This window comes from Dysgonomonas sp. HDW5A (genome assembly GCF_011299555.1).
Taxonomy (GTDB): domain Bacteria; phylum Bacteroidota; class Bacteroidia; order Bacteroidales; family Dysgonomonadaceae; genus Dysgonomonas_A.
The window spans coordinates 3,791,594-3,816,163 of sequence record NZ_CP049857.1 but is presented as its reverse complement, the minus strand read 5'-3'; the positions used below and the strand labels follow the sequence as shown (position 1 = coordinate 3,816,163).

The 24,570-nt window shown below is 36.1% G+C and carries 17 protein-coding genes; 3 read left to right on the top strand and 14 right to left on the bottom strand.

The window, feature by feature from the left end; genetic code table 11:
• Positions 1-42: 42 nt before the first annotated feature.
• The 9 genes from argG to tsaD all read right to left on the bottom strand — a co-directional run bounded on the left by argG (position 43) and on the right by tsaD (position 9,383).
• Positions 43-1,242 (bottom strand): argininosuccinate synthase, encoded by a 1,200-nt coding sequence (gene argG, locus G7050_RS15675; RefSeq protein ID WP_166117145.1) that lies wholly within the window; start codon positions 1,240-1,242, stop codon positions 43-45.
• Positions 1,239-1,844, bottom strand: coding sequence for a GNAT family N-acetyltransferase (locus G7050_RS15670; RefSeq protein ID WP_166117143.1), 606 nt, complete (start codon positions 1,842-1,844; stop codon positions 1,239-1,241). Before G7050_RS15670 ends, argG begins: the two co-directional genes overlap by 4 nt.
• A 28-nt stretch (positions 1,845-1,872) precedes the next feature.
• Positions 1,873-2,331, bottom strand: coding sequence for an arginine repressor (gene argR, locus G7050_RS15665; RefSeq protein ID WP_166117141.1), 459 nt, complete (start codon positions 2,329-2,331; stop codon positions 1,873-1,875).
• Positions 2,332-2,532: 201 nt separating this feature from the next.
• The gene (locus G7050_RS15660; RefSeq protein WP_166117139.1) at positions 2,533-3,672 is read right to left on the bottom strand and encodes a glycerate kinase; all 1,140 of its coding nucleotides are present in this window, start codon (positions 3,670-3,672) and stop codon (positions 2,533-2,535) included.
• A gap of 95 nt (positions 3,673-3,767) precedes the next feature.
• A complete protein-coding gene (locus tag G7050_RS15655; protein ID WP_166117137.1) occupies positions 3,768-6,104 on the bottom strand; it encodes a glycoside hydrolase family 3 N-terminal domain-containing protein in 2,337 nt (778 codons plus the stop codon).
• Between the two features lie 6 nt (positions 6,105-6,110).
• Positions 6,111-7,340 (bottom strand): M48 family metallopeptidase, encoded by a 1,230-nt coding sequence (locus G7050_RS15650; protein ID WP_166117135.1) that lies wholly within the window; start codon positions 7,338-7,340, stop codon positions 6,111-6,113.
• Between the two features lie 40 nt (positions 7,341-7,380).
• A complete protein-coding gene (locus tag G7050_RS15645; RefSeq protein ID WP_166117133.1) occupies positions 7,381-8,049 on the bottom strand; it encodes a hypothetical protein in 669 nt (222 codons plus the stop codon).
• 16 nt (positions 8,050-8,065) lie between these two features.
• Positions 8,066-8,356, bottom strand: coding sequence for a YciI family protein (locus tag G7050_RS15640; RefSeq protein ID WP_166117131.1), 291 nt, complete (start codon positions 8,354-8,356; stop codon positions 8,066-8,068).
• A gap of 10 nt (positions 8,357-8,366) precedes the next feature.
• On the bottom strand, positions 8,367-9,383 hold the full coding sequence (tsaD, locus tag G7050_RS15635; protein WP_166117129.1) for a tRNA (adenosine(37)-N6)-threonylcarbamoyltransferase complex transferase subunit TsaD: 1,017 nt from the start codon (positions 9,381-9,383) through the stop codon (positions 8,367-8,369).
• A gap of 230 nt (positions 9,384-9,613) precedes the next feature.
• Here tsaD and G7050_RS15630 point away from each other — a divergent pair, with 230 nt between their 5' ends.
• A complete protein-coding gene (locus G7050_RS15630) occupies positions 9,614-10,630 on the top strand; it encodes a hypothetical protein (protein WP_166117128.1) in 1,017 nt (338 codons plus the stop codon).
• Between the two features lie 288 nt (positions 10,631-10,918).
• Entirely contained in the window at positions 10,919-12,373 is a 1,455-nt protein-coding gene (gene dnaB, locus G7050_RS15625) for a replicative DNA helicase (RefSeq protein ID WP_166117751.1), read from the top strand.
• Positions 12,374-12,375: 2 nt separating this feature from the next.
• On the opposite strand, the gene G7050_RS15620 is transcribed toward dnaB, so the two are convergent.
• The 5 genes from G7050_RS15620 to asnB all read right to left on the bottom strand — a co-directional run bounded on the left by G7050_RS15620 (position 12,376) and on the right by asnB (position 19,587).
• On the bottom strand, positions 12,376-12,927 hold the full coding sequence (locus tag G7050_RS15620; RefSeq protein WP_166117126.1) for a GNAT family N-acetyltransferase: 552 nt from the start codon (positions 12,925-12,927) through the stop codon (positions 12,376-12,378).
• A 91-nt stretch (positions 12,928-13,018) separates the two neighbouring features.
• Positions 13,019-15,205, bottom strand: coding sequence for a glutamine synthetase III (locus tag G7050_RS15615; RefSeq protein WP_166117124.1), 2,187 nt, complete (start codon positions 15,203-15,205; stop codon positions 13,019-13,021).
• 30 nt (positions 15,206-15,235) lie between these two features.
• Positions 15,236-16,468: an LL-diaminopimelate aminotransferase gene (locus tag G7050_RS15610; RefSeq protein ID WP_166117122.1), complete on the bottom strand. Its 1,233-nt coding sequence runs from the start codon at positions 16,466-16,468 to the stop codon at positions 15,236-15,238.
• Positions 16,469-16,528: 60 nt separating this feature from the next.
• A complete protein-coding gene (dapF, locus tag G7050_RS15605) occupies positions 16,529-17,368 on the bottom strand; it encodes a diaminopimelate epimerase (protein ID WP_166117120.1) in 840 nt (279 codons plus the stop codon).
• A 548-nt stretch (positions 17,369-17,916) separates the two neighbouring features.
• Entirely contained in the window at positions 17,917-19,587 is a 1,671-nt protein-coding gene (gene asnB, locus G7050_RS15600; protein WP_166117118.1) for an asparagine synthase B, read from the bottom strand.
• Between the two features lie 288 nt (positions 19,588-19,875).
• Between asnB and gltB the strand changes: the two genes are divergently transcribed.
• Complete coding sequence (gene gltB, locus G7050_RS15595; protein ID WP_166117116.1) at positions 19,876-24,378, top strand: glutamate synthase large subunit; 4,503 nt, start codon at positions 19,876-19,878, stop codon at positions 24,376-24,378.
• Positions 24,379-24,570 lie beyond the last annotated feature (192 nt).

The following is a 24,570-nucleotide window of genomic DNA, read 5'->3' as shown; positions in this document are numbered from 1 at the left end:
TTTAGTTATATTCTATCTTATATAGAAAAGTGAGTAAGTAAATTACTTTCCGTTTTTCTTTTGAACACTGTGAAATACTTTTGTCGGGATAGAGTAAATTTTAGTAAAGCCTTTCGCATCATCAGAAGTCCAAGCTTTATTTATTTCTCCATATTCTCCAAAGTCAGCCTTCATTAAATCGAATTCACTGTCAACACCCACTAAAACATAATGATAAGGCATCAATTTTATAGTTACTGTACCTGTTACATTTTCCTGAGAGCTGGTTAAAAAAGCCTCAATGTCACGCATTACAGGTTCAAGATATTGTGCTTCATGTAGAAACATTCCATACCAGTTACCTAATTGCTCTTTCCAATATTGTTGCCATTTGGTTAGAGTATGCTTTTCGAGCATTTTATGTGCATTGATAATTACCAAAGGAGCAGCAGCTTCAAAGCCTACACGTCCTTTTATTCCTATAATTGTATCACCAATATGCATATCGCGACCGATGGCAAAAGCCGAAGCTATTTCTTCGATTTTATTGATTGCCTCAATTTTATTGGTGTATTTTGTTCCGTTTACGCCTGTAATTTCCCCTTGTTCAAAATCTATTGTAAGAATTTCCGATTCTTTCTTTGTCAATTGAGAAGGATAAGCTTCTTCTGGTAAAGTTTGGTTTGACTTCAAAGTCTCTTTTCCACCAATACTTGTTCCCCAGAGACCTTTATTTATAGAGTATTCCATTTTAGTGAAATCTGCTTCATAACCGTGTTTTTTAAGATAATCAATCTCATACTCACGGGTAAGAATCATATCACGTGTTGGAGTTATGATTTCTATTTCGGGTGCTAATACATCGAAAGTCAAATCGAAACGTACTTGATCGTTACCTGCACCTGTACTACCATGTGCAACAGCATCAGCACCTATTTCTTTCGCATAATTAATAATAGCTATTGCTTGAAATATACGTTCTGAACTTACTGAAATAGGATAAGTTCCGTTTCTCAGAACATTTCCAAAAACCATGTACTTGATGCTTTTATCGTAATATTCTTGCGTTACATCCAGTGTTACATGTTTTACTGCACCTAATCTATAGGCTTTTTCTTCAACTATCTTTAGTTCGTCCGGCGAAAAGCCTCCGGTATTAGCTATGGCTGTATATACTTCGTATCCTTTTTCTTCCGATAAGTATTTGGCACAAAATGAAGTATCTAATCCTCCACTAAAAGCTAAAACGACTTTCTTTTTCATTTGTCAGTATCTTTTAATTTTTTCAGTAAATCTTTAATTTCGGGTTTGTCCTCATGAGTTTTAGGATCATAAAGCATGGCTGTACAAATACAATATTTGCGGTCGGTACGAGTAAGTACGTCATAATTCACACATCCTTGACAACCTCTCCAGAAAGCTTCATCATCCGTCAATTGAGCGAAAGTTACAGGAACATAACCCAAATCGGTATTAATTTTCATAACAGCTGCACCGGATGTTAAGCCAAAAACTTTAGCATCAGGAAATCTATGACGACATAAAGCAAAAGCCATTTGCTTTATGCGTTTAGCTAAGCCATGTCCTCTGAATTTGTCGACAACAATTAATCCTGAGTTGGCGACAAACTGTTTATTACCCCAGGTTTCGATATAACAAAAACCGGCAAATTCGTCTCCGGCAAGTGCGATAATCGATTTGCCTTCTTTCATTTTAAGCTCGACATATTCGGGCGACCTTTTGGCTATACCTGTACCACGCACTTTGGCTGCAGCTTCAATTGTATCTAATATAGTCTGAACATATTGAATATGTTTATCATTGGCTATTTCGATAGTTATTTTTGGTTCTAATTCTTCTTTCATTTTTTATCTGTCGATAAAATATTGTTGATCATTTCATATTTGGAATAAACGAGGAAAGCGATGCCAATACCTCTTCCCTACTGATATTATCTTTGGGTATTAATAAAATGGTATCGTCTCCTGCTACAGTTCCTATTATTGTTTGGTTAGCTTTCGAGTCTATTTCCCCTGCAATTGCCATAGCATATCCGGGGCGTGTTTTGATAACAGCCAATTGTCCTGAAAATTCGATGCTCAAAAATCCAAAAGATGACAAAGGCATTATATTGTCTTGAGAATTTACAACTGCATCAGCCAATTGATAAGCATAGCTCCCCCTTGATGTTGGTGCTTTTATTATTTTCAGTTCTTTAATGTCACGGGAAAGTGTTGCTTGTGTCACATCAAACCCCTTATTTATCAAAGCATTCAGAAGCATATCCTGGTTGGTTATATCTTCAGATAATATAATTTCTTTGATGGTGGTATGTCGGTTTTTCTTTCCCATTTTGAATAAATATACATTTATGATGCAAATTTATACATAATATTGTATATTCAAACATTTTGAGGATATATTTTTTATTGGATAATAGTATTGAGTTCGCAAAACTATTTATTGCTTTGGTAAGTTTAAATACAATAAATGGCTGTGGTTTTAGAATGTATTATTGAATATTTGCTATTACTAATAAGCCGCAATAGATTTTTATCTCAAAAGAAGTATGCGGACTACATTTTCAATAGTTCGCTCCACATTTTCTTTACCTTTTAATAGAGCTTCTTCCAAAGATGTAGCTTGTGGCAAAATTCCTAGAATTGCATCAAATCCACAATCATATAACTGATCAATACCTTTGCCTATATAACCGGCAATAGCAATTATTTTTTTGTTTTCTGATTTAGCGACTTGAGCAACTCCATAAGGTGTTTTTCCGTATTGTGTCTGGAAATCAATGCCTCCTTCTCCCGTGAATACAAAATCTGCTTTTTTGATAATTTCTCTCAGATTGGTATAATTGATCACGATATTTACTCCCCGTTCTAATCTCGCATTTGTAAATGCTAGAAGACCGGCACCCATTCCTCCTGCCGCCCCTGCTCCTGGAATATTTGATATGTCTTTACCTAGCTGACATTTTATTATCTCAGCATAACGACAAAGTGCTTTATCTAAAATATATACCATATCGGGTGTTGCTCCTTTTTGAGGACCAAATACTTTCGAAGCTCCTGTTTCTCCACATAAAGGGTTAGTTACATCACAGGCAACTTCAATTTCAACATTACATAAACGAGCATCTAAGTTTGATAAATCAATTTTCTCTAATTGAGATAGAGCAGCTCCACCGAACGGTAACTCATCATTGTGTTTATCTGAAAAACGCACCCCTAATGCTTGAGCAAGACCTGCTCCTCCATCATTAGTTGCACTACCTCCAATACCCAGAATAATTTTAGAAACACCTTTGTTTAAGCATTCTTTTATTAATTGACCTGTTCCATAAGTTGTAGTTATTAATGGGTTTCGGGTCTTTTCATTTATGTATTGTATGCCACTTGCCGAAGCCATTTCGATAACAGCTGTTTTTTCGTCTCCTAATATTCCGTATTGAGCTAAAACCAGAGATGTTAATGGTCCCATTACTTCCAGTTCGTAAACCTTCCCTTTTGTTGCATCTACTAAGGATTGAACAGTGCCTTCTCCCCCATCTGCCATTGGAATTTTGATGCAAGTAGCTTCGGGAAGGACTTTTCTGATGCCTCTTTCCATAGCATCGCATACTTCTTGTGCTGTCATTGAACCTTTGAATGAGTCGGGTGCTAAAACAAATGTTAGATTTTTCATGGGTATTTTATAGATGGATATAAGTATAAAGTTAATAAAAAAGCTCCGTAAATAATTTACTTACGGAGCTTATCAATAATGATTTATTAAATCGTTTAAATATTTTCGATATTTATTATGTCTTTTAATTTTATATCCTCGGATGAAGAACCTATCATTATTGTGAATTTTCCGGGTTCAACAATTCGGTTCATTTGCTGATCGATGATTGTGAAATCATTTTCAGAAAGTTCGAAAGACACTTTTTTACTTTCGCCTTTTTTCAAATTAATACGTGCAAAATGTTTCAATTGTTTTACGGGGCGAACAGTGGATGCGACTTCATCTCTTATATATAATTGAGCGACTTCATCACCGTCAAAATTACCTGAATTTGTTACTGTAAATTCAGCAACATAACTCGTATTATTTACTTTGCGTATATCCAGATTACTATATTCAAAAGAAGTATAACTTAAACCAAATCCAAAAGGATAAAGCGGAGCTTCCGACATTTCTACATAATCGTGTCCTTTGGGATTCTTTTTGTTATAATATACCGGAAGTTGACCTACTGAACGTGGCACAGAAATAGGCAGGCGACCAGCCGGATTATAGTCTCCAAAGAGAATATCAGCGATGGCATTTCCTCCCTCTTGTCCCGGATACCACGCTGTAAGAAGTGCATTGGCATTTTCATTAGCCCAATTCATATTTAAGGGGCGACCTTCAATGTAGACTACAATGATTGGTGTTCCGGTGGCTTTTACGGCTTTTAATAAATCGAGTTGTTTTCCCATCAAATCCAGTGAAGCTCTGTCGTAACCTTCTCCACTCTCCATATCACTGATGTTGTCTTTTGAGGCAACCGCAGCTCCTGTATCAATATACTTTGTTTTAAAGTCGCGGGCACTCGATCCACCAACAACAACTATGGCAACATCAGCTCGTTTTGCAGCAGCAACAGCTAGTTCAATCTCTAAATTAGTAGTATCTCTGATTGCAGTTCCTTTTACATACTCTATTTGAGTAGCGTTCAGTTTCGATTTTATTCCGTCTAATACAGTCTTTATATTATTTCTCTCCTGAGGAGCTGTATAATCCCCCAATTGATTGTAGATATTATCGGCATTAGGTCCAATAACAGCTACTTTTTTGAGGTTCTTGTTTAGTGGTAAAATATTGCTCTCATTCTTTAGAAGGGTAACCGATTCCTGTGCTACTTTACGAGCTAAGTTGATATGCTCTTGATTTCTTACATTTCCGGCAGCTTTTTTCACATCCACATAAGGATTTTCAAAAAGACCCATTTCGAATTTTAATCTAAGAACATGGCTTACAGCATCATTAATAACAGATTCTTTTATCTTATTATTTTTTACTGCATCAATCAATAGGAAGAAAGCGTTTCCTCCCAAATCAACATCCAATCCGGCATTTGCAGATAATATAGCTGCATCTTGGATAGTTTCTACAACATGGTGACTACCTTTGAGACCTTCGATACTACCTAGATCGGAAACGGTGAATCCTTTAAATCCCCAGTCTTTACGAAGTACATCTTTTAATAAATATTCGTAAGAGGTACAAGGAATCCCATCTACAGAATTATAGGCTGTCATTACAGACAATGCACCTGCTTTTACTGCTGCTTGGAAAGGAGGTAAGTAATTTTCCTTGAGATCCCTCATTCCAACACTATTGGGATTTCCATTATGTCCGCCTTCTGGTACACCGTAAGCAACAAAGTGTTTAAGTGTTGATATAAGGCTGTTTTCTTTCGTTAAATCACCGCTTCCGAAACCTTTTACAAATGCTTCGCCCATATGAGCTATTAAGACGGGGTCTTCACCATAAGTTTCTTCGGTACGAGACCAGCGAGGTTCTCTGGCTAAATCCAATACAGGACCATATCCGATATGAGAACCTTGTAAACGAGCTTCCTGTGCAATCGTAGAACTCATTTTGGTTAAAAGTTCAGGATTCCAAGTTGCTGCTTGACCTATTGCTGTCGGAAAAACAGTTGTTCCGATAGCCATGTGTCCATGAGGACATTCTTCAGCCAAGAAAATAGGAATTCCTAAGCGGGTATTATTTATAATATATCGTTGAAGCGCATTTCCTGCTTCGGCTGCCTGTGTTGGATTTAATCCATTTTCCAATGTTTTTTGAGTCCAGGGGTCTGCTCTGAAAGTTGCCCATAGCATACCAATCTGTCTTTCTTTGACAATATCTTCAAATTTTTTTGATTGAGTAACTTTGCTGCCTTGTTTTTCATACATTTCCCATCCTAAAGGACAGAGAAGTTGACCTACTTTTTCTTCCAAAGTCATTCGGCTAACCAGATCCTGAGTCCGTTCTTCAGCACTTAGTTTGGGGTTTTTATACTTGGGTTGCGAATATGTGTGCCCAAAGGAAAGAGCTACACATAAAAGTAATAAAGTGAATTTCATTATAAATTAGTTTAGATATAATTTTAGTCGTTCGATACGTTGCAAAAGTGTGGGGTGTGAATAGTAAATGAATACATTCCAAGGATCGGGATTCAGATTGCTAAGAGCTTCTACCGACAGTTTTTTCAGACCGCTGATTAAAGAATCTCCTAAACCAAAACCGGCAGCATAAGCATCGGCTTCATATTCATTCTTTCGGCTCGATATATTCATCAACAATCCCAATATTATAGATATAGGTGTAAATAAAATCGAGAAGGCTATAATTCCTAAATGAAATGACGGAATATTACTTCCTAATGCTAAAGCCAGATCAGTACTGCTTAAAAAGAATGAAAGTATAAAAAGTAAAGCACCTGTATATAAGATAGAAGTTATAAGATGCTGAATAATATGCTTTTTCTTGTAGTGGCCTATTTCGTGTGCCAATACAGCAACAATTTCGTTTGTAGAAAGATCATTTATCAGGGTATCGAATAGTACAATTCGTTTTTTACTACCTAACCCCGTGAAGTAAGCATTGGCTTTGGTTGATCGTTTCGATGCATCCATGACATAGATATTTGTAAGTTTAAAGCCTGCTTTGTTTGAAAATTCTTCAATAGCATTCCGCAATTCTCCAGCTTCCAATGGAGTTTGTTTATTGAAGAGAGGTACAATAATATTGGAATAAAAGAAAGTTATAAATAAAGTAAATGCTGTTACAAGTCCCCAAGCATATAACCAGGCATAATTTTCTAAACTACTGTAAAACCAAATCAATAAAGATAATATTACGCCTCCTAAAAGTATAGAAAGAACTAGGCTTTTGAGTTGATCCATCCAAAATAATTTAGGAGTGGATTTATTGAATCCATACTTTTTCTCAATAACAAAAGTATCATAAAGAGAAAAAGGAAGTGAAACAATCTCATTTCCAAGATATAGGATACCAATAAAAATAAGGGATACAAAAATCATATTGTCAGTGTATGCTCTTACATATTGGTCTAACCATCCAAATCCTTGAAATATAAGAATCAGAAGAATTATTATAAACGATATGAATCCCGAAAATAATCCCATCCGGCTATTTTCTTTTTGATATGCTTGTTGTTTTTCGTATTTCTCTTGATCATATATTCCTATCAATTGCTCAGGAATGTTTGGACTCATTCGCTTTCTATTTCGATATGCCAGATATTGAGTCCAGATAAAATCAAGAATAACAAATAATAGGATGGTGTAATATATCATATATAATTGGTGTACTTTATTAATGGGAGCTTGGTATTTATTAAGACTCACTCTTTACAGAACATAGATATCCGGTATATATTGCAATACCATAAAATACAATATCCATAAACTGAAAAGTTTCTTTTACAATAAGGATTGAAGTATCTACATCGAGACTCGAAAACATTTCACTATAACTATAATTCAATTCATCTGCTATTAGACAAACTGAGCTTAGGAAATTACCAACAAAGCAAGTCAATAAAGCCAGTACTGCTCCCAGAATGCCATAAACTGGAGTAATTCCTTTTCCTAGTTTTTGAATAGAAAATCCGACTGCAAACCCGACTCCTATTGCCATGTAGGTTATTTGGTATTTGGTTAACACCGTAATTAATGTCCAAATAAATATACATAAAAACGAAGCTACGACACCTCCTATCAACCCTAACGGGAAATTTTGCTGTTCCCTTAGTTCTTCAATATCAATACTATTCACTACATTTTCTTGAATCATGTTCATTGTAGCTTCATTATCGAATACACTAGAACTAGTATTTTCGTTTTGATTGGAGAACATCGATCGACTCGTTGTTTCAGGCTCACTTGGACACGAAATATCAGATTGATGATCATCAATAGTTATTTCACTTCTGGTAATATCCGATTCTTCAAAGCCTTTATTATAATCGTAATCATGAATTTCGTCAAATTCCTTGTCGCTCATAAATAATTTTTCAGTGTTAGTGTTCAATTAAAAAGTCTAATTCCTTACAGGTCATAGAGGGCGAAAACTCTATGAGTTCATAGTCAGCAAGATTATTCTGTTTAAAAGGATCTTGCTGTAATATTAATTCGAGTTCCGATTTCTCGGCAGTTTTAGCTAATATAACCCCTCCCGATCGGGGAACTTTTCTTCCTGAAGCTAAAAAGTTACCTGCTTTATATTGCTCTTTTAAATAGGTAATATGATTTTCTAAATGAGCCTCAATTTCTTCAAGAGGTACTTTATAGGTTAGAATAACTATAAACATAATCTGTTTTTTAAACGGTTACCCTTGCAAATGGAGCAGCATCCATAGGACAAAATTCATTATCTAAATACTTGTAATGACCCGATATAGCTACCATAGCAGCATTGTCGGTTGTATAGCAGAATTTAGGTATATGAATTTTCCACCCCAAACGTTGAGCGTGATCTTCAAAAGCGTCCCTTAATCCTGAGTTTGCCGAAACTCCACCGGCTACTGCCACTTCTTTAATGTTTAAATCTTTTGCGGCTTTACGCAGTTTATCCATTAAAATATCAATAATTGTTTTTTGCAGTGATGCACATAAGTCCTCTTTGTTCTTTTCTATAAAGTCAGGATCATTTTTCAGTTCATCTCTAAGAAAGTATAAGAAAGAGGTTTTTAATCCGCTAAAACTATAATCATACCCCTGTATATGAGGTTTGTTAAATTTAAATCTATCTGGATTACCTAGGTTAGCCAGCTTGTTAACAATGGGGCCTCCAGGATAACCTAGTCCCATTACTTTTGCACATTTATCAAAAGCTTCTCCGGCAGCATCATCAATAGTTTGTCCGATAATCTCCATTTCTTTGTGAGACTTGACAACGATAATCTGTGAGTTTCCACCTGAAACCAGTAGACATAAAAATGGAAAAGAAGGCTGATTATCATCCTCTTTATCTTCTTTTATAAAATGAGCTAAAACATGTGCCTGTAAATGATTTACATCAATCATAGGTATATTTAAAGCTGTAGATAAACCTTTGGCAAAAGATGTGCCTACCAATAGAGAGCCCATAAGCCCGGGACCACGGGTAAAAGCAATTGCAGTTAATTCTTCTCTGGATATGCCTGCTTTTTTTAAAGCTTCATCTACTACCGGAATAATATTTTGTTGATGAGCTCGTGAAGCTAATTCGGGAACAACCCCTCCATAACTTTCGTGTACCTTTTGGCTTGATATGATATTTGAGAGTAAAACCCCGTCTTGTATTACAGCAGCGGCAGTATCATCACACGATGATTCTATGCCTAATATATTGATCATAATAGTTATTATCTTTAATGAAATAGTTATACAAATGTATAGGTTTATTTCTGTTTTTCAAATACTAAAATAGCCTTCTGGGTAGTTCGTTTTAATATAATAGACTACTTATCAGGCTATTTCTTAGTAAGTGTCAAAGAGACCTTTTTTTATATAAAGTATCATCTTTAATTAAAAAAAATATTTAACTTTGCCTCGCATAGTAATTTTACACTGATTATTAAATATATATGAGATATGTCATTACTTTATACCTCTTCTTCATTTCATTATCATCATTGTATAGTTGCACCGGCAATAGTAAACAGAGGGATGACGTTGCATTTGTACAAAATCAGAGCGATTTAGTCAATATTAAGCGTTTTGATAAGGATTTGTATGCATATTTATTGAGTCCGTCTTCTCAAAAACAGGACTCTTTGATTGTATCATATGGGAATTTTTTAGAGGCTTTCGGTACTGTAGCTATAAATAATTCGAATATCCATGATGCATCTTATTTTTCTGAGATAAGAGATTATTTTTCAAATCCGATGTTAGCTCAAATTTACAAGGATGCTTTGGATACATTCAAGGTTGTACAACCTTATGAACAAGAATTATCTATTGCAGATCAACTAATTCAAAAAAACTGGAACGGAAAGCGATTACCTAAATTAGGTATGCATGTTTCAGGTTTTAAGGCTAATACGATAGTGTTAAGTGATTTTATCTCCATATCTATCGATAAGTACTTAGGAAGTAATTATTCGGGTTATAAAGATTTCTTTGAAGAGTATCAGCGTCAGCAGATGAAACCCGAAAAGATTACTCGTGATTATCTCAAAGCTTGGGTTATAAATGAAATACCAAAATCCAACAAACGTAAGGATTTATTATCTGAAATGATAAACGAAGGTAAAACTCTTTATGCCCTCCAAATACTTTTACCTAATTGGAGCGAAGCTGACTTAATAGGTTATACACCACTACAATTGGAATGGTGTAAAGGTAAAGAGAAAGAAATCTGGAAAACAACAATTAACCAGAATTATCTTTTTAGTACAGATTATTTGACCATATTAAAGTATATGGATGATGCTCCTTATACAGCTACAATTTCGATTGACTCACCAGGAAGATTAGGTGCTTGGATAGGTTGGCAGATAGTCAAAGCATATGCCGAAAACACCGGAGCTTCTTTTGATGAAATAATAACAGAGGTGAATATGCAGACTATTTTAAAGCAATCTAAATATAATCCTTAAAAATTATATACTTATTATTTTGATATTTAGCTGAAATTATAAAAAACATACAGAAAGTTATTGACAATTGGTGTTGATAACTTTCTCTTTTTATACGAGCAAATTTAATGTATCTAAAGTATCTTTGATAACAGATAATATTTACTGATATATGTTTACGGTATAACAATTCTATTAGTGTTGTACTTCCCCTATTAATAAAGAGGTCTGAGACCTTAGGTAAAACTCATTATGGATAACAATAAGAAAGGTCAGCAGCGTAAAGGAGGCCGATCCAAAGATAATACAATGCAAAGTCCGGAGATCGGACGTATTCAGCCACAGGCGAGAGAGTTAGAAGAAGCTGTTTTAGGTGCGCTTATGCTCGAAAAAGATGCATATTCTTTAGTAAGTGATATTTTAAAACCTGATAGTTTCTATGACACTATACACCAGATTGTATATCGTGCAATTGTGAGTCTGATATCAAAGCAGGCTCCCGTAGATATGTTGACTGTTGTTGAAGAATTAAAGAAAACGGGAGAGTTAGATGCTGTTGGTGGTCCTGTATATATTGCTCAACTAACCGAAAAAGTAGCATCTGCTGCACATATTGAATTCCATGCCCGTATTATAGCTCAAAAATACCTTGCCCGCGAATTGATCGGTTTCTCTTCGGAAATAACGAATAAGGCTTTTGATGAAACATTTGATGTAGATGACTTAATGCAGGAAGCCGAGAGTAAGTTGTTCGAAATGTCTCAAGGCAATGTGAAAAAAGATGTACAACAAATTAACCCTGTTATAAAGGAAGCTCTTCAGTTACTGGAAATAGCGGCTAATCGTCCTGAGGGGTTAAGTGGATTACAAACAGGCTTTAATAATTTAGATAAGATTACATCAGGTTGGCAAAACTCCGACTTGATTATTATAGCGGCTCGTCCTGCGATGGGTAAGACTGCATTCGTTTTGTCGATGGCAAAAAATATGTCAGTGACCTATAACTATCCTGTAGCATTATTCTCTCTAGAGATGTCAAATGTTCAGTTGGTGAATCGTTTGATTGTAAATACCTGCGAAATTCCCGGTGAAAAAATAAAGAATGGCCAGCTAGCTCCTTATGAATGGGAACAACTAGACTTCAAGATAAAAGAATTATACGATGCTCCCCTATTCATTGATGATACCCCCAGTTTGTCGGTATTCGAATTAAGAACCAAAGCACGCCGACTAGTTCGTGAGCATGGGGTTAAAATGCTTATTATTGACTATTTGCAGTTGATGAATGCTAGTGGTATGGCTTATGGTAGCCGTGAGCAGGAGGTGAGTATGATTTCACGTTCGCTTAAAGGTTTGGCTAAGGAGTTGAATATTCCTATTATAGCTCTTTCGCAGCTAAATCGTGGAGTTGAAGGCCGTACAGGTATAGAAGGAAAGCGACCACAGTTATCCGACCTTCGTGAGTCGGGAGCTATTGAGCAGGATGCGGATATGGTATGTTTTATACACCGTCCTGAATATTATAAGATACTGGAAGATGAAAAAGGAAATTCATTAATCGGGCTTGCCGAAATTATTATAGCAAAACACCGTAATGGTGCTACGGCTGATGTTTTACTTCGATTCAAAAGTGAGTTTGCCCGTTTCCAAAATGTGGAAGACGAATACAATGCAGACGGAGCACAATTCATATCGAAAATGAGTGCAACTCCTTCCGCAGAGAGCTTTCCTCCGATGTCAGGAAACGATGTTGTTCCATTTTAATTTCACCATTCACTTTTTAAAAGAGAATAATATAATCGACTGACGTACTTACCATCCATATAAAAGTAATCTCTAAGTGTACCTTCGTATTTGAAGCCTGCTTTTTTGATTACCCCTTGTGATGCTATGTTATTCTCTTTGTGGCAAACTTGTATTTTGTGAAAATTAATCTTTTCGAATCCATATTTTAGAATAGCTTTTACAGCTTCGGAAGCATATCCTTTGCGGTGAAACTTACTTCCTATGCAGTATTCTATTTCTCCAAAATGATTTTTACTGTCTACCAGAAAAAAGGCTATTTGTCCGATACAAATTTGAGTTGACTTTTCTATAATTGCCCATCTGTAATAAGAGTCTTGAGAATACGACGTTATATATTTGTCTAATAATTCTTTTACTTCTTCTTCGTTTGTATATATAGGTTCTGAATACATCGACTGTATATTGGGATCACTAACCCAATAATCAAGCATATCTTTGTTGTCATTATAGGAAAATTGTCTTAGAATTAGATTTTCGGATTCGATTGATTTTGTTCCGCAGTGTGTAAGCATATTTTTTCAGTGTTGGTTAATCAAAGAATAGAGAAAAAGAAAGGCTACCTTAATTTATTAAGATAGCCTTTTTATATAACTTAAAGAAGTATTATCTTAAAAATAATAACTCTCTGTACTTAGGAAGAGTCCACATATCATTATCGACAATAAGCTCAAGCTTATCAATCGGATAGCGGATTTCGTCTAAGAATGGAGCTACTACATCATGATATTCAATAGCTTTTTCGCGTTCGCTTTCTATGTTGTTTGCTTTTTTACGAGCATCAATCATTCCATGTACTTTAGCATTGATTGCATTTACATGAACCGAAATCTTTTCGATTAAGCGGATTTGCTCTTCTGCCATCTCCTGGAATTTTGCAGGATCAGTAAATATCTTTTGCAAGTTCGCTACATTTTCCAACAGGATAGATTGATATTTAATTGCCACAGGAATAATGTGATTAAGAGCTAAATCTCCAAGAACACGCGATTCTATTTGAATTTTCTTCACATAAGTTTCCCACTTCACTTCATTACGTGCATGAAGTTCTACCTCAGAAAGTATATTTGCAAAAGTCTTGATACTTTGCTTAGATGTATAGCTGTCATAGATAACAGGTACACTTGTTTCGCAATCCAAACCTCGTTTTTTAGCTTCAACTTTCCACTCATCGCTGTATCCATTACCATTGAATCTGATAGCTCTCGATTCTTTGATGTATTTTTTCAGGATCTCATATAAAGCTTCTTCTTTCGATTTACCTTTATTGATAAGAGCGTCTACTTCGATTTTAAATAATCTCAATTGTTCAGCTACCGAAGCATTTAATGCAGTCATTGCCGAAGCACAGTTTGCAGATGATCCTACAGCTCTGAACTCAAAACGGTTACCTGTAAATGCAAAAGGCGATGTTCTGTTACGATCCGTATTATCTAGCAATATTTCAGGGATTTGACCAACACCCAGACTTACTCCTTTTTTATCGTCAACAACAATTGCGTCTTTTACACTGCTGCTCTCAAATTTATCAAGGATATCACTTACTTGTGTTCCTAAGAATACAGAGATAATTGCGGGAGGAGCTTCATTTGCACCTAAACGGTGAGCATTAGTTGCCGAAGATATAGATGCTTTTAAAAGAGCATTATTTTTGTGAACTGCTGCTAAAATATTTACAATGAATGTAATGAATTGAAGGTTTTCTTCAGTATCCTTGCCCGGAGAAAGAAGATTAACACCTGTATCTGTACCTAATGACCAGTTATTATGTTTACCCGAACCATTGATTCCTTTGAATGGTTTTTCGTGAAGAAGAACACGGAAAGAGTGATTACGTGCTATTTTTTCCATCAATGACATAATCAACAAGTTTTGATCTACCGCCAAATTACATTCTTCGTATATTGGAGCTAATTCAAATTGATTAGGTGCAACCTCATTGTGGCGTGTTTTTACGGGAATACCCAATTCATATGATTGGTATTCTAGGTCTTCCATAAATTTCAATACACGTTGTGGGATTGATCCGAAATAATGATCTTCCAATTGTTGATTCTTTGCACTTTCGTGACTCATCAGAGTTCTTCCAGTTAAAGCTAAATCTGGACGGGCAGCATACAGATCTTCGTCTACAAGGAAGTATTCTTGTTCCCATCCTAAGAAGGAATATATTTTAGAAACTTTAGGATCAAAGTAATGACATACTTCCATCGCAGCTTTACTTACTGCTGATATAGATTTTAATAGAGGGGTCTTATAGTCAAGAGACTCTCCTGTATATGATATAAATATAGTTGGGATACATAGCGTATCGCCAATGATAAATGCAGGTGAAGATGGATCCCATGCCGAATATCCACGGGCTTCGAAGGTATTACGAAGACCTCCCGATGGGAAGCTCGATGCATCAGGCTCTTGTTGAGCTAATATTTTTCCACTAAATTCTTCAATCATACCACCATTTCCATCATGCTCTACAAAAGCATCATGTTTTTCGGCAGTACCGTCAGTCAATGGATGAAACCAGTGAGTATAATGTGTAGCTCCATTCTCTAAAGCCCACATACGCATACCCGCAGCTACATGCTCGGCTATTGCTCTGTCTATAACTTCTCCTTGATCAATAACTTTAGTTATAGCTTTGAAAGTAGCTTTAGACAAGTATTGAATCATTGTCTTACGATTGAAAACTTTGTTTCCAAAGTATGCTGACGTTTTTTCTTTAGGCTTCACAACCTCTATGGGTTTTCTGTTTGCGGCAGCAGCAACAGCTTTAAAACGTAACTTTGACATATTAAGCTAGTTTAATTGGGTTTTGTTATTTTAGAGTTTTATTTTTTTTAATCGAAGAACAGCTTCTTTTGTATTTTCGAGTGTACCAAAAGCGGTCAGACGCAGATATCCTTCTCCGCTGGGTCCAAATCCTACTCCGGGTGTCCCTACAATATTCAGTTCATTCAGTAGATAATCGAAAAATTCCCAAGAAGACATTCCATTTGGAGTTTTCACCCAAATGTAAGGAGAATTTATGCCTCCGTATACTTTTAATCCTTGCTCGGTAAGACCTTCTCTGATTATTCTCGCATTATTCAGATAATATTCGATTGTTTCTTTTACTTGTTTCTTTCCTTCAGGAGAATAGCATGCTTCGGCAGCACGTTGGATTACGTAAGGTACGCCATTAAATTTAGTTGTATGACGACGATTCCATAATTTATTTAAAGAAACTTCATCACCTTTACTTGTGTACGCCATTAAATCTTTAGGCACAACAGTATAAGCACAACGTGTTCCTGTAAATCCGGCTGTTTTAGAGAAACTTCGAAATTCGATAGCGACTTTTTTAGCACCTTCTATTTCATAAATACTATGAGGTACATCGTCTTCTGTTATATATGCTTCGTATGCTGAATCAAATAAAATTAAAGCTTTGTTTGCCAAAGCATAATCAACCCAAACTTTCAATTCACTTTTAGTAAGCGTAGTTCCCGACGGGTTGTTTGGATAACACAAATAGATAATATCAACTTTAGTTTTTGGTAATTCGGGCACAAAGTTATTCTCGGCAGTGCAAGGCAAATAGACAATTTTATTCCACTTACCGTCTGTTCCTAAGTCGCCTGCACGACCTGCCATAACATTTGTATCGATGTATACAGGATATACAGGATCAGTGATAGCTACAATATTATCAGTACCTAAAATATCGCCTATGTTTCCGGTGTCACTTTTAGAACCGTCGCTGACAAATACCTCGTCAGTTTGAATGTCTAAACCATATGCTTTATAATCGTTTTCAACAATTTTATTTACAAGAAAGTCATAACCTTGTTCGGGTCCGTATCCTCTGAATGTATCGGCAGAAGCCATTTCGTCCACTGCTTTATGCATAGCTTCGATAGAAGCTTTCGGAAGAGGTTTGGTTACATCACCAATACCTAAGCGTATAACATCTGCTGTTGGATTAGCTGCTTTAAATTCGTTTACTTTTCGAGCTATTTCCGAGAATAAATAACTTCCCGGTAGTTTAGTGTAATTTTCGTTTATTAATACCATTTGTACTAACTATTTTATTGGTATATTTTTTAATTAAAAACAATAAAAAGGTCTGAGACCTTATAAAATTGTTCCTTCAAATACAGTTACGGCTTCGCCTGTCATGTAGACATGATTGTTACTTTCACGCCATTCGATATCCAAATCTCCACCTAATAGATGTATTTTTATTTTTCTGTCACAATATCCATTTAAAATGGCTGCAACAGCTGCAGCACAAGCACCTGTTCCACAGGCAAGAGTTTCCCCTGCCCCACGCTCCCAAACACGCATGTTTAGAGTGTTGCGATCTACAACTTCTATAAACTCGGTATTTGTTTTACGGGGAAATATTGGGTTGGTTTCAAACTTTGGACCTAATACAGGTAAATTAAAATCTTCGATTCCTTCTGTAAAAACTACTGCATGCGGATTTCCCATAGATACACAAGAAATTTTCCATTCTTCACCATCGATATTTAATGGATATTCGAGAACAGGCTTTTGAGCAATATTTACGGGGATTAAGGTTGGATCCAGAATAGGTTCTCCCATGTCTACAGTTACTTTACGAGCTTTAGAATCTCCATCAAGTAAAGTAATGTATTTTGTTCCGGCTTTAGTTTCTAATGTAATTTCTTTTCTATCGGTCAGTTTATTATCATAAACATATTTACCAACACATCGGGTTGCGTTTCCGCACATTTCAGCTTCAGAGCCGTCAGAATTAAACATTTGCATTCTAAAATCGCAAATATCTGATGGCAATATAAGAACAAGACCATCTGATCCTATTCCGAAATTTCTGTTGCTTAAATCTATTGCAAGTTGAGAAGGATTTTCTATATTTTCAGCCAGTCCATTGACATAAATATAATCATTTCCGGCACCATGCATCTTTGTAAATTTCAAATTTTTCATCCTTTTAAACAGCAACTTTTTAGTCTGATATTTTTTGTACTACAAAAGTGATATAAATTATTTAATCTCGCAAGATTTAATGTGTAAATTTTATGTTTATTATAATAAAAATATCATTTTGAGACTTTTTGTTTTTTATTTGTTTCAAAAAGACATTTTTGGTGGTCGGTTTTTAAAATACTATTAACTTGTTATATGTGAGGTATATGTTATCAAATATCATAAAATGGTGATCTGTTAAGTATATGATGGATTGTAGGTCTGTGAATCGCTATTCTATATGGAGGCTGCCATTTTTAATTATAACTGTCTGGTTTTTCCTTAAATAATAGAAATACGAATACGATTAATGCTTATTTCTGTATCTGTTTAAGATTGATGTAATCTATAGATTTAAGGTTCTTTTGAAATTTAAATCAAAATACCATCTTGATAGATTTTTCTTGATTAAGTTGTCATAATATAAGTAAAGGAGGTGTGGATGTAAACGAAAAAAGCAACATAAAATTACTTCTATATTGCTTTTATATAACTTGAATATTCAGAACTTAATTTTCGTAAGCTTCTGTATGAACTGTTTTCACAGCACGTCCCGATGGATCTATTCTATTCTTGAATGAAGCATCCCATTCTAAAGCAACTGCGCTACTACAAGCCACTGACGGAACAGAAGGAACTGTGCCGGCAGCTGATGCTGATGGAAAATGTTCTTCGAACATCGTACGATACCAATATTCCTCTTTAGACATAGGGGGATTAATCGGAAATCGTTCTGCTGCTTTTTCCATTTGCTTGTCAGTTACTTTTTTACTTGCAACTTCACGCAGGGTGTCAATCCAATTATAGCCAACTCCATCAGAGAATTGTTCCTTTTGCCTCCATGTTACGCTTCCGGGTAAATATCCTTCAAAAGCTTTGCGAAGAGCATATTTTTCCATCTTTCCGTTTCCACATATTTTGTCTTGTGGATTCATTCTCATGGCAATATCCATAAATTCTTTATCAAGGAAGGGAACGCGACCTTCGACTCCCCAAGCTGCCAATGTTTTGTTGGCACGAAGACAATCGTACAGGTGTAGTTTATCTAACTTGCGAACAGTTTCTTCGTGTAATGCCTTTGCATTCGGAGCTTTGTGAAAATACAAATATCCTCCAAATATTTCGTCTGAACCTTCACCCGATAATACCATTTTCACTCCCATCGATTTTATAAAACGGGCAAGTAAATACATTGGAGTCGATGCACGAACGGTGGTTACGTCATAGGTTTCGATATGGTAAATAACATCACTTAAGGCATCAAGAGCCTCTTCTACGGTGAAGTGTATTTCGTGATGTACAGTTCCTATATGGTCTGCTACTTTTTGGGCAGCAATTAAATCGGGGGCGCCTTTCAAGCCGATAGCAAATGAGTGGAGTTGCGGCCACCAAGCTTCGGTTTCATTGTTGTTTTCAATCCGTCTGGCTGCAAATTTCTTGGCAACAGCAGATATAATAGAAGAATCTAATCCTCCGGAAAGCAGTACTCCGTAAGGAACATCTGACATTAATTGGCGATGAACGGCATCTTCCAGTCCTTTTCTTAGAACTTCTAAATCTGTGTCATTGTCCTTTACATTATCATACTCCATCCAATCGCGTTTGTACCACTGCTTAAGCTCTCCATCACGGCTATCGTAATAGTAACCAGCAGGAAATTCTTTAATATTAGGGCATATACCTTCCAAGGCTTTTAGCTCGCTGGCGACATAAAACTGTCCGAAATCGTCATAGCCCATATATAAAGGTATGATCCCCATATGATCACGACCAATCAGATATGAATTATTTTCGATATCGTAAAGAGCAAAAGCGTAAATTCCATTGAGTTCATCAAACAGATTTACTCCTTTTTCTTGATATAAGGCTAATAAGACCTCACAATCCGAATTGGATTGAAATTCATATTTCCCTTTAAATCGATTACGTATATTTTGATGATTATATATCTCGCCGTTTACAGCTAATACAAGATTCTTATCTTTATTGTATAATGGTTGACCACCCGACTTAATATCAACAATAGAAAGTCTTTCGTGTACTAATATTGCTTTTTCGCCACAATAGATGCCTGACCAGTCCGGACCACGATGACGAATGCGTTTAGCCATTTTTAGTACCTGAGAACGTAGACCGATCAGGTCTTGCGTTAAATCAAATGCTCCTACAAATCCACACATATTATTAATTTTGATTTTTTAGTCGAAATTCCGACAAATATATGTTATTTTATTTTATAAATACATGTTTTAGTAGAATAAAAACACATAAATAATATAAATAGTTTTCAAAAAGTAAATATTGGTTACCTTGAAAGTGTATATTTTGTTAAAAAATGAATTTTTGACTAAAAAAACAATTTAAAAGTAACAAAATATATTATATTTGCAGATATTATTGTCGTTTTAGTCGTTTAGGTGGGCTAAAAAGAAAATATTGATTCACTTATCTTATATCAACTAAGTAATATGCGAGACTTATCATTAGTAGAGCAAAACGGGTTATACGACCCCACATATGAACACGATGCTTGTGGTGTTGGTTTAATTCTACATCTTAAAGGAGCTAAATCACACGCCATTGTTGAAAATGGTTTACAAGTATTGGAAAATATGACGCACCGCGGAGCTGAGAGTGCTGATAGCAAAACTGGTGATGGTGCAGGTATTATGCTACAAATACCACATGAATTTATTCTTCTGCAAGGCATTCCCGTTCCCGAAAAAGGACATTATGGTACCGGACTTGTATTTCTCCCTAAGGATGAAATGGAAGCCGAAATCTATATGATTACCTTGTCGGATCTTATTGAGAGAGATGGATTAAGCCTTTTGGCAGTGAGAGATGTACCCGTGAATAGTGATATTCTGGGCGAAACTTCCAGAGCCAGCGAGCCGACTATCAAACAGATATTTGTTACGGGAGAAGGTTTATCCCAAGATCAGTTGGAATTGAAGCTTTATCTGTTAAGAAAAAAAATAGAGAAAGTTATCCTGAGTTCTACTATCAAAGATAAACGTAACTCTTACATTGTCAGCTTATCCACTAAGAGGATTATATATAAAGGGATGCTTACCTCTCTTCAATTGAGGCATTACTTCCCTGATTTGTTAAATCCGAACTTTACAAGCGGGATAGCTTTAGTGCATTCACGTTTCAGTACAAATACATTTCCTACATGGGATTTGGCTCAGCCATTCCGAATGGTAGGTCATAATGGTGAAATCAATACTATCAGAGGTAACCGTCTATGGATGGAAGCACGTGAGAGTGTCGTGAAATCCGACTCTTTAGGTGATATGAAAGAAATATGGCCTATTGTACAGAATGGAATGAGTGATAGTGCTTCGTTTGACAATGTTCTCGAGTTTTTGGTGATGTCCGGTAAATCATTACCTCATGCTTTGGCAATGATGATTCCCGAATCTTGGAATTTCAAGAACCCCATATCTTCCGACTTGAAAGCCTTCTATGAATATCACAGTATATTTATGGAACCTTGGGATGGACCGGCAACAATCTTATTTTCCGATGGACGCTATGCAGGTGGTTTGTTGGATAGAAACGGACTTCGTCCGGCTCGCTATCTGATTACTCACAATGATATAATGGTAGTTGCTTCCGAAACAGGAGTTCTTTCTTTCGAACCCTCTGAGATAAAAGAAAAGGGACGTTTGAAACCCGGTAAAATGTTGATGGTAGATACCTTGGAAGGTACTATTCAATACGATCCTGAACTGAAAGAAAGCTTGGCAAAAGCTTATCCGTATAGAGATTGGTTAAACAAAAACAGAATATCTCTGGATGATATATCTTCAGGAAGAAGTATAAAATATTCAGTAGATAACTACTCTCAACATCTGAAAGTTTTTGGATATTATAAAGAAGACATCGAGAAAATTATTACACCGATGGCTGTCGATGGAAAAGAGCCGATAGCATCCATGGGTAATGATGCACCTGTCGCCGTGTTATCAAGTAAACGTTATCGTTTATTTACATACTTCCGTCAGTTGTTTGCACAGGTGACCAATCCTCCAATTGACCCGATTCGCGAAGAGTTGGTAATGTCATTATCCGGATATATAGGATCACTCCATAAAAATATATTGGAGCCGATGCCCGAACATTGCAAAATGGTTGGTTTGTCGCATCCTATTATTACGAATCGCGAACTTGACCTTTTGGTACATATCGAATATAAAGGCTTTAAAGCCGAAACTCTATCCTTATTATTCAATCCGAAAGATGGAGCGGCAGGTTTAGAGAAAGCTATCGAAGATTTATGTTTGAAAGCTGAAAAAGCAGTTGATAAAGGAAGCAACTATATCATTATTTCGGACAGAGGCATTGATGAAAATCATGTTGCCATACCTTCGTTACTGGCAGTTTCTGCGGTTCATCACTATTTGATAGATCGCCGTAAACGTATGCAGATTGATATTGTGGTCGAATCTGCCGAGCCTCGTGAAGTGATGCACTTCGCTCTATTATTTGGCTATGGTGCTAATGCTGTTAATCCTTATTTAGCATTTGCTGTTCTCGAAGATTTAGTGAAAAGCGGAACTATTCAGCTCGATTTCCACACAGCAGAAAAGAACTATATTAAGTCTATCGACAAGGGACTTTTGAAGACTCTTTCTAAAATGGGTATCTCTACTTTGAAGAGTTATCTGGGTGCGCAATTGTTTGAAGCAATAGGAATTAGCTCTGCTGTTATAAATAAATACTTCAAGGGTACAACTTCTAAAATTGAAGGTATAGACTTGAAAGATATTGCCGCAGATACCATTGAAGCTCACAATGAAGCGTATGAAATTGATTATATTGATAGTTCGTTAATTAATCAAGGGATATATGCCTGGAGACGTGACGGCGAAGATCATGCTTGGAATCCGGAAACTATAACTAAACTTCAATTGGCCACACGTTTGGGTAGTTACAAGAAGTTCAAAGAGTATACAGAATCTATAGATAAGAAAGAAGAAAAATTATTCCTTCGTGATTTCTTAGATTTCGATACAAATAATCCGATCAGTATTGATGAAGTCGAGCCTGTTTCGGAAATAACAAAACGTTTTGTTACAGGAGCCATGTCATTCGGTTCGATCAGCCGTGAAGCTCATGAAGCAATGGCTATTGCGATGAATGCTATCGGAGGAAAAAGCAATACAGGTGAAGGTGGTGAACTACCCGAACGTTTTGCAACAAATGCCCGATCGGCTATCAAACAAGTTGCTTCCGGACGTTTTGGTGTAACTACTGAATATCTGGTGAATGCAGACGAAATCCAAATTAAAATAGCTCAGGGAGCAAAACCCGGAGAAGGCGGTCAACTACCCGGATTTAAAGTGGATAAAGTGATTGCTAAAACACGTCACTCTATTCCCGGAATTTCGTTGATCTCTCCTCCCCCACATCACGATATTTATTCAATAGAAGATTTAGCGCAGCTAATCTTTGATTTGAAAAATGTCAATCCACAAGCAATTGTGAGTGTAAAACTGGTATCAGAAAGTGGTGTAGGAACTATTGCTGCTGGAGTAGCAAAAGCAAAAGCTGATCTTATATTGATTAGCGGATGCGAAGGCGGTACAGGAGCAAGTCCTGTAAGTTCTATCAAACATGCAGGGTTACCTCTTGAAATAGGACTAGCCGAAGTTCAACAAACATTGGTTATAAATGATTTGCGAGGGCAAATTAGACTGCAAACCGATGGGCAATTAAAAACAGGTCATGACATCATAGTAGCCTCTATGCTTGGAGCTGAAGAATTTGGTTTTGCAACAAGTGCCTTGATTGTTCTGGGTTGTATAATGATGCGTAAATGTCATATAAATACTTGTCCCGTAGGTGTTGCTACTCAAGATGAAGAATTGAGAAAGAAATTTATCGGAAAAAGTGAATACTTGATTAATTATTTCACATTCTTGGCAGAGGAAGTTCGTGAACATTTGGCTGCTCTTGGATTTACTTCTTTGGATCAGGTTGTCGGACGTACTGACTTATTGAAATATGTAAAAGATAACTCGAACAGTAAGTTAAGTAAGTTAGATCTATCCAGACTAATATATTCACCCGAAGCTGCTAAAGTAAATGCCGTAAGACAAGTAAGAGGACAAGATCATAAGCTGGAAGAGGTAATGGATATGGAGTTGATAAAAACTTCTCGTCCTGCCATCGAAAAAGCAATGCCTGTAGAATTGTCCCGTGCAATAAAAAATACAGACAGAGCTGTTGGAACTATGCTTTCGGGCGAAATTGCAAAACGTTACGGAAACGACGGATTGCCAACAGATACGATTCAATGTACTTTCAAAGGATCAGCCGGGCAGAGCTTCGGAGCCTTTCTTGCTCATGGTGTTACTTTTAAACTCGAAGGTGATGCAAATGACTATGTGGGCAAAGGTCTATCGGGTGGTAAATTGGTAATAGTACCTCCTACTACATCGACTTACAAACCTCAAGATAACATTATTGCCGGAAATACTTTATTGTATGGAGCAACCGGAGGTGAGGTTTATATTAACGGACAAGTAGGTGAACGTTTTTGTGTAAGAAATAGTGGTGCGATAGCCGTTGTTGAAGGAGCGGGCGATCACTGTTGTGAGTACATGACCGGTGGACGTACTGTAGTCTTGGGTAAAACAGGTCGTAATTTTGCAGCCGGAATGAGCGGTGGTATTGCTTATGTATATAATGTAGACGGAGATTTTGATTTCTTCTGTAATATGGAGATGGTAGAACTTTCGCTAATTGAAGACAGTACCGATTACAAAGAATTGCAGCAATTGATTTCTCAGCACTATAAATATACTCAAAGCCCATTAGCTAAAAGTATTCTTGATAATTGGAGTGAAGAAGTTCATAAGTTCATCAAGATAATGCCTATTGAGTATAAAAAAGTGCTTCAAGAAGAAAAAATGGAAGCATTAAAGAAAAAAATTGCAAACGTAGAATTTGACTATTAAGAGGTCGAAGACCTTTTTATTGCTTTAGTAGGTAAAACACCGGAAATCAGTAATATAGTCTTTAAATGTTTCATTACAATATTATTGTACTTTACTTATATTTATCTATAAAAGAAAGTAGTATGAAGCCAGTGGACAATGGTTCAGCTAACAATACAAAAGCATACAAAAAAAGAGTTGTATGAAAAATTG

Coding starts and splice junctions, on each gene's coding strand:
- argG (WP_166117145.1), bottom strand. CDS start 1,242: ATGAAAAAGAAAGTCGTTTTAGCTTTTAGTGGAGGATTAGATACTTCA.
- G7050_RS15670 (WP_166117143.1), bottom strand. CDS start 1,844: ATGAAAGAAGAATTAGAACCAAAAATAACTATCGAAATAGCCAATGAT.
- argR (WP_166117141.1), bottom strand. CDS start 2,331: ATGGGAAAGAAAAACCGACATACCACCATCAAAGAAATTATATTATCT.
- G7050_RS15660 (WP_166117139.1), bottom strand. CDS start 3,672: ATGAAAAATCTAACATTTGTTTTAGCACCCGACTCATTCAAAGGTTCA.
- G7050_RS15655 (WP_166117137.1), bottom strand. CDS start 6,104: ATGAAATTCACTTTATTACTTTTATGTGTAGCTCTTTCCTTTGGGCAC.
- G7050_RS15650 (WP_166117135.1), bottom strand. CDS start 7,340: ATGATATATTACACCATCCTATTATTTGTTATTCTTGATTTTATCTGG.
- G7050_RS15645 (WP_166117133.1), bottom strand. CDS start 8,049: ATGAGCGACAAGGAATTTGACGAAATTCATGATTACGATTATAATAAA.
- G7050_RS15640 (WP_166117131.1), bottom strand. CDS start 8,356: ATGTTTATAGTTATTCTAACCTATAAAGTACCTCTTGAAGAAATTGAG.
- tsaD (WP_166117129.1), bottom strand. CDS start 9,383: ATGATCAATATATTAGGCATAGAATCATCGTGTGATGATACTGCCGCT.
- G7050_RS15630 (WP_166117128.1), top strand. CDS start 9,614: ATGAGATATGTCATTACTTTATACCTCTTCTTCATTTCATTATCATCA.
- dnaB (WP_166117751.1), top strand. CDS start 10,919: ATGCAAAGTCCGGAGATCGGACGTATTCAGCCACAGGCGAGAGAGTTA.
- G7050_RS15620 (WP_166117126.1), bottom strand. CDS start 12,927: ATGCTTACACACTGCGGAACAAAATCAATCGAATCCGAAAATCTAATT.
- G7050_RS15615 (WP_166117124.1), bottom strand. CDS start 15,205: ATGTCAAAGTTACGTTTTAAAGCTGTTGCTGCTGCCGCAAACAGAAAA.
- G7050_RS15610 (WP_166117122.1), bottom strand. CDS start 16,468: ATGGTATTAATAAACGAAAATTACACTAAACTACCGGGAAGTTATTTA.
- dapF (WP_166117120.1), bottom strand. CDS start 17,368: ATGAAAAATTTGAAATTTACAAAGATGCATGGTGCCGGAAATGATTAT.
- asnB (WP_166117118.1), bottom strand. CDS start 19,587: ATGTGTGGATTTGTAGGAGCATTTGATTTAACGCAAGACCTGATCGGT.
- gltB (WP_166117116.1), top strand. CDS start 19,876: ATGCGAGACTTATCATTAGTAGAGCAAAACGGGTTATACGACCCCACA.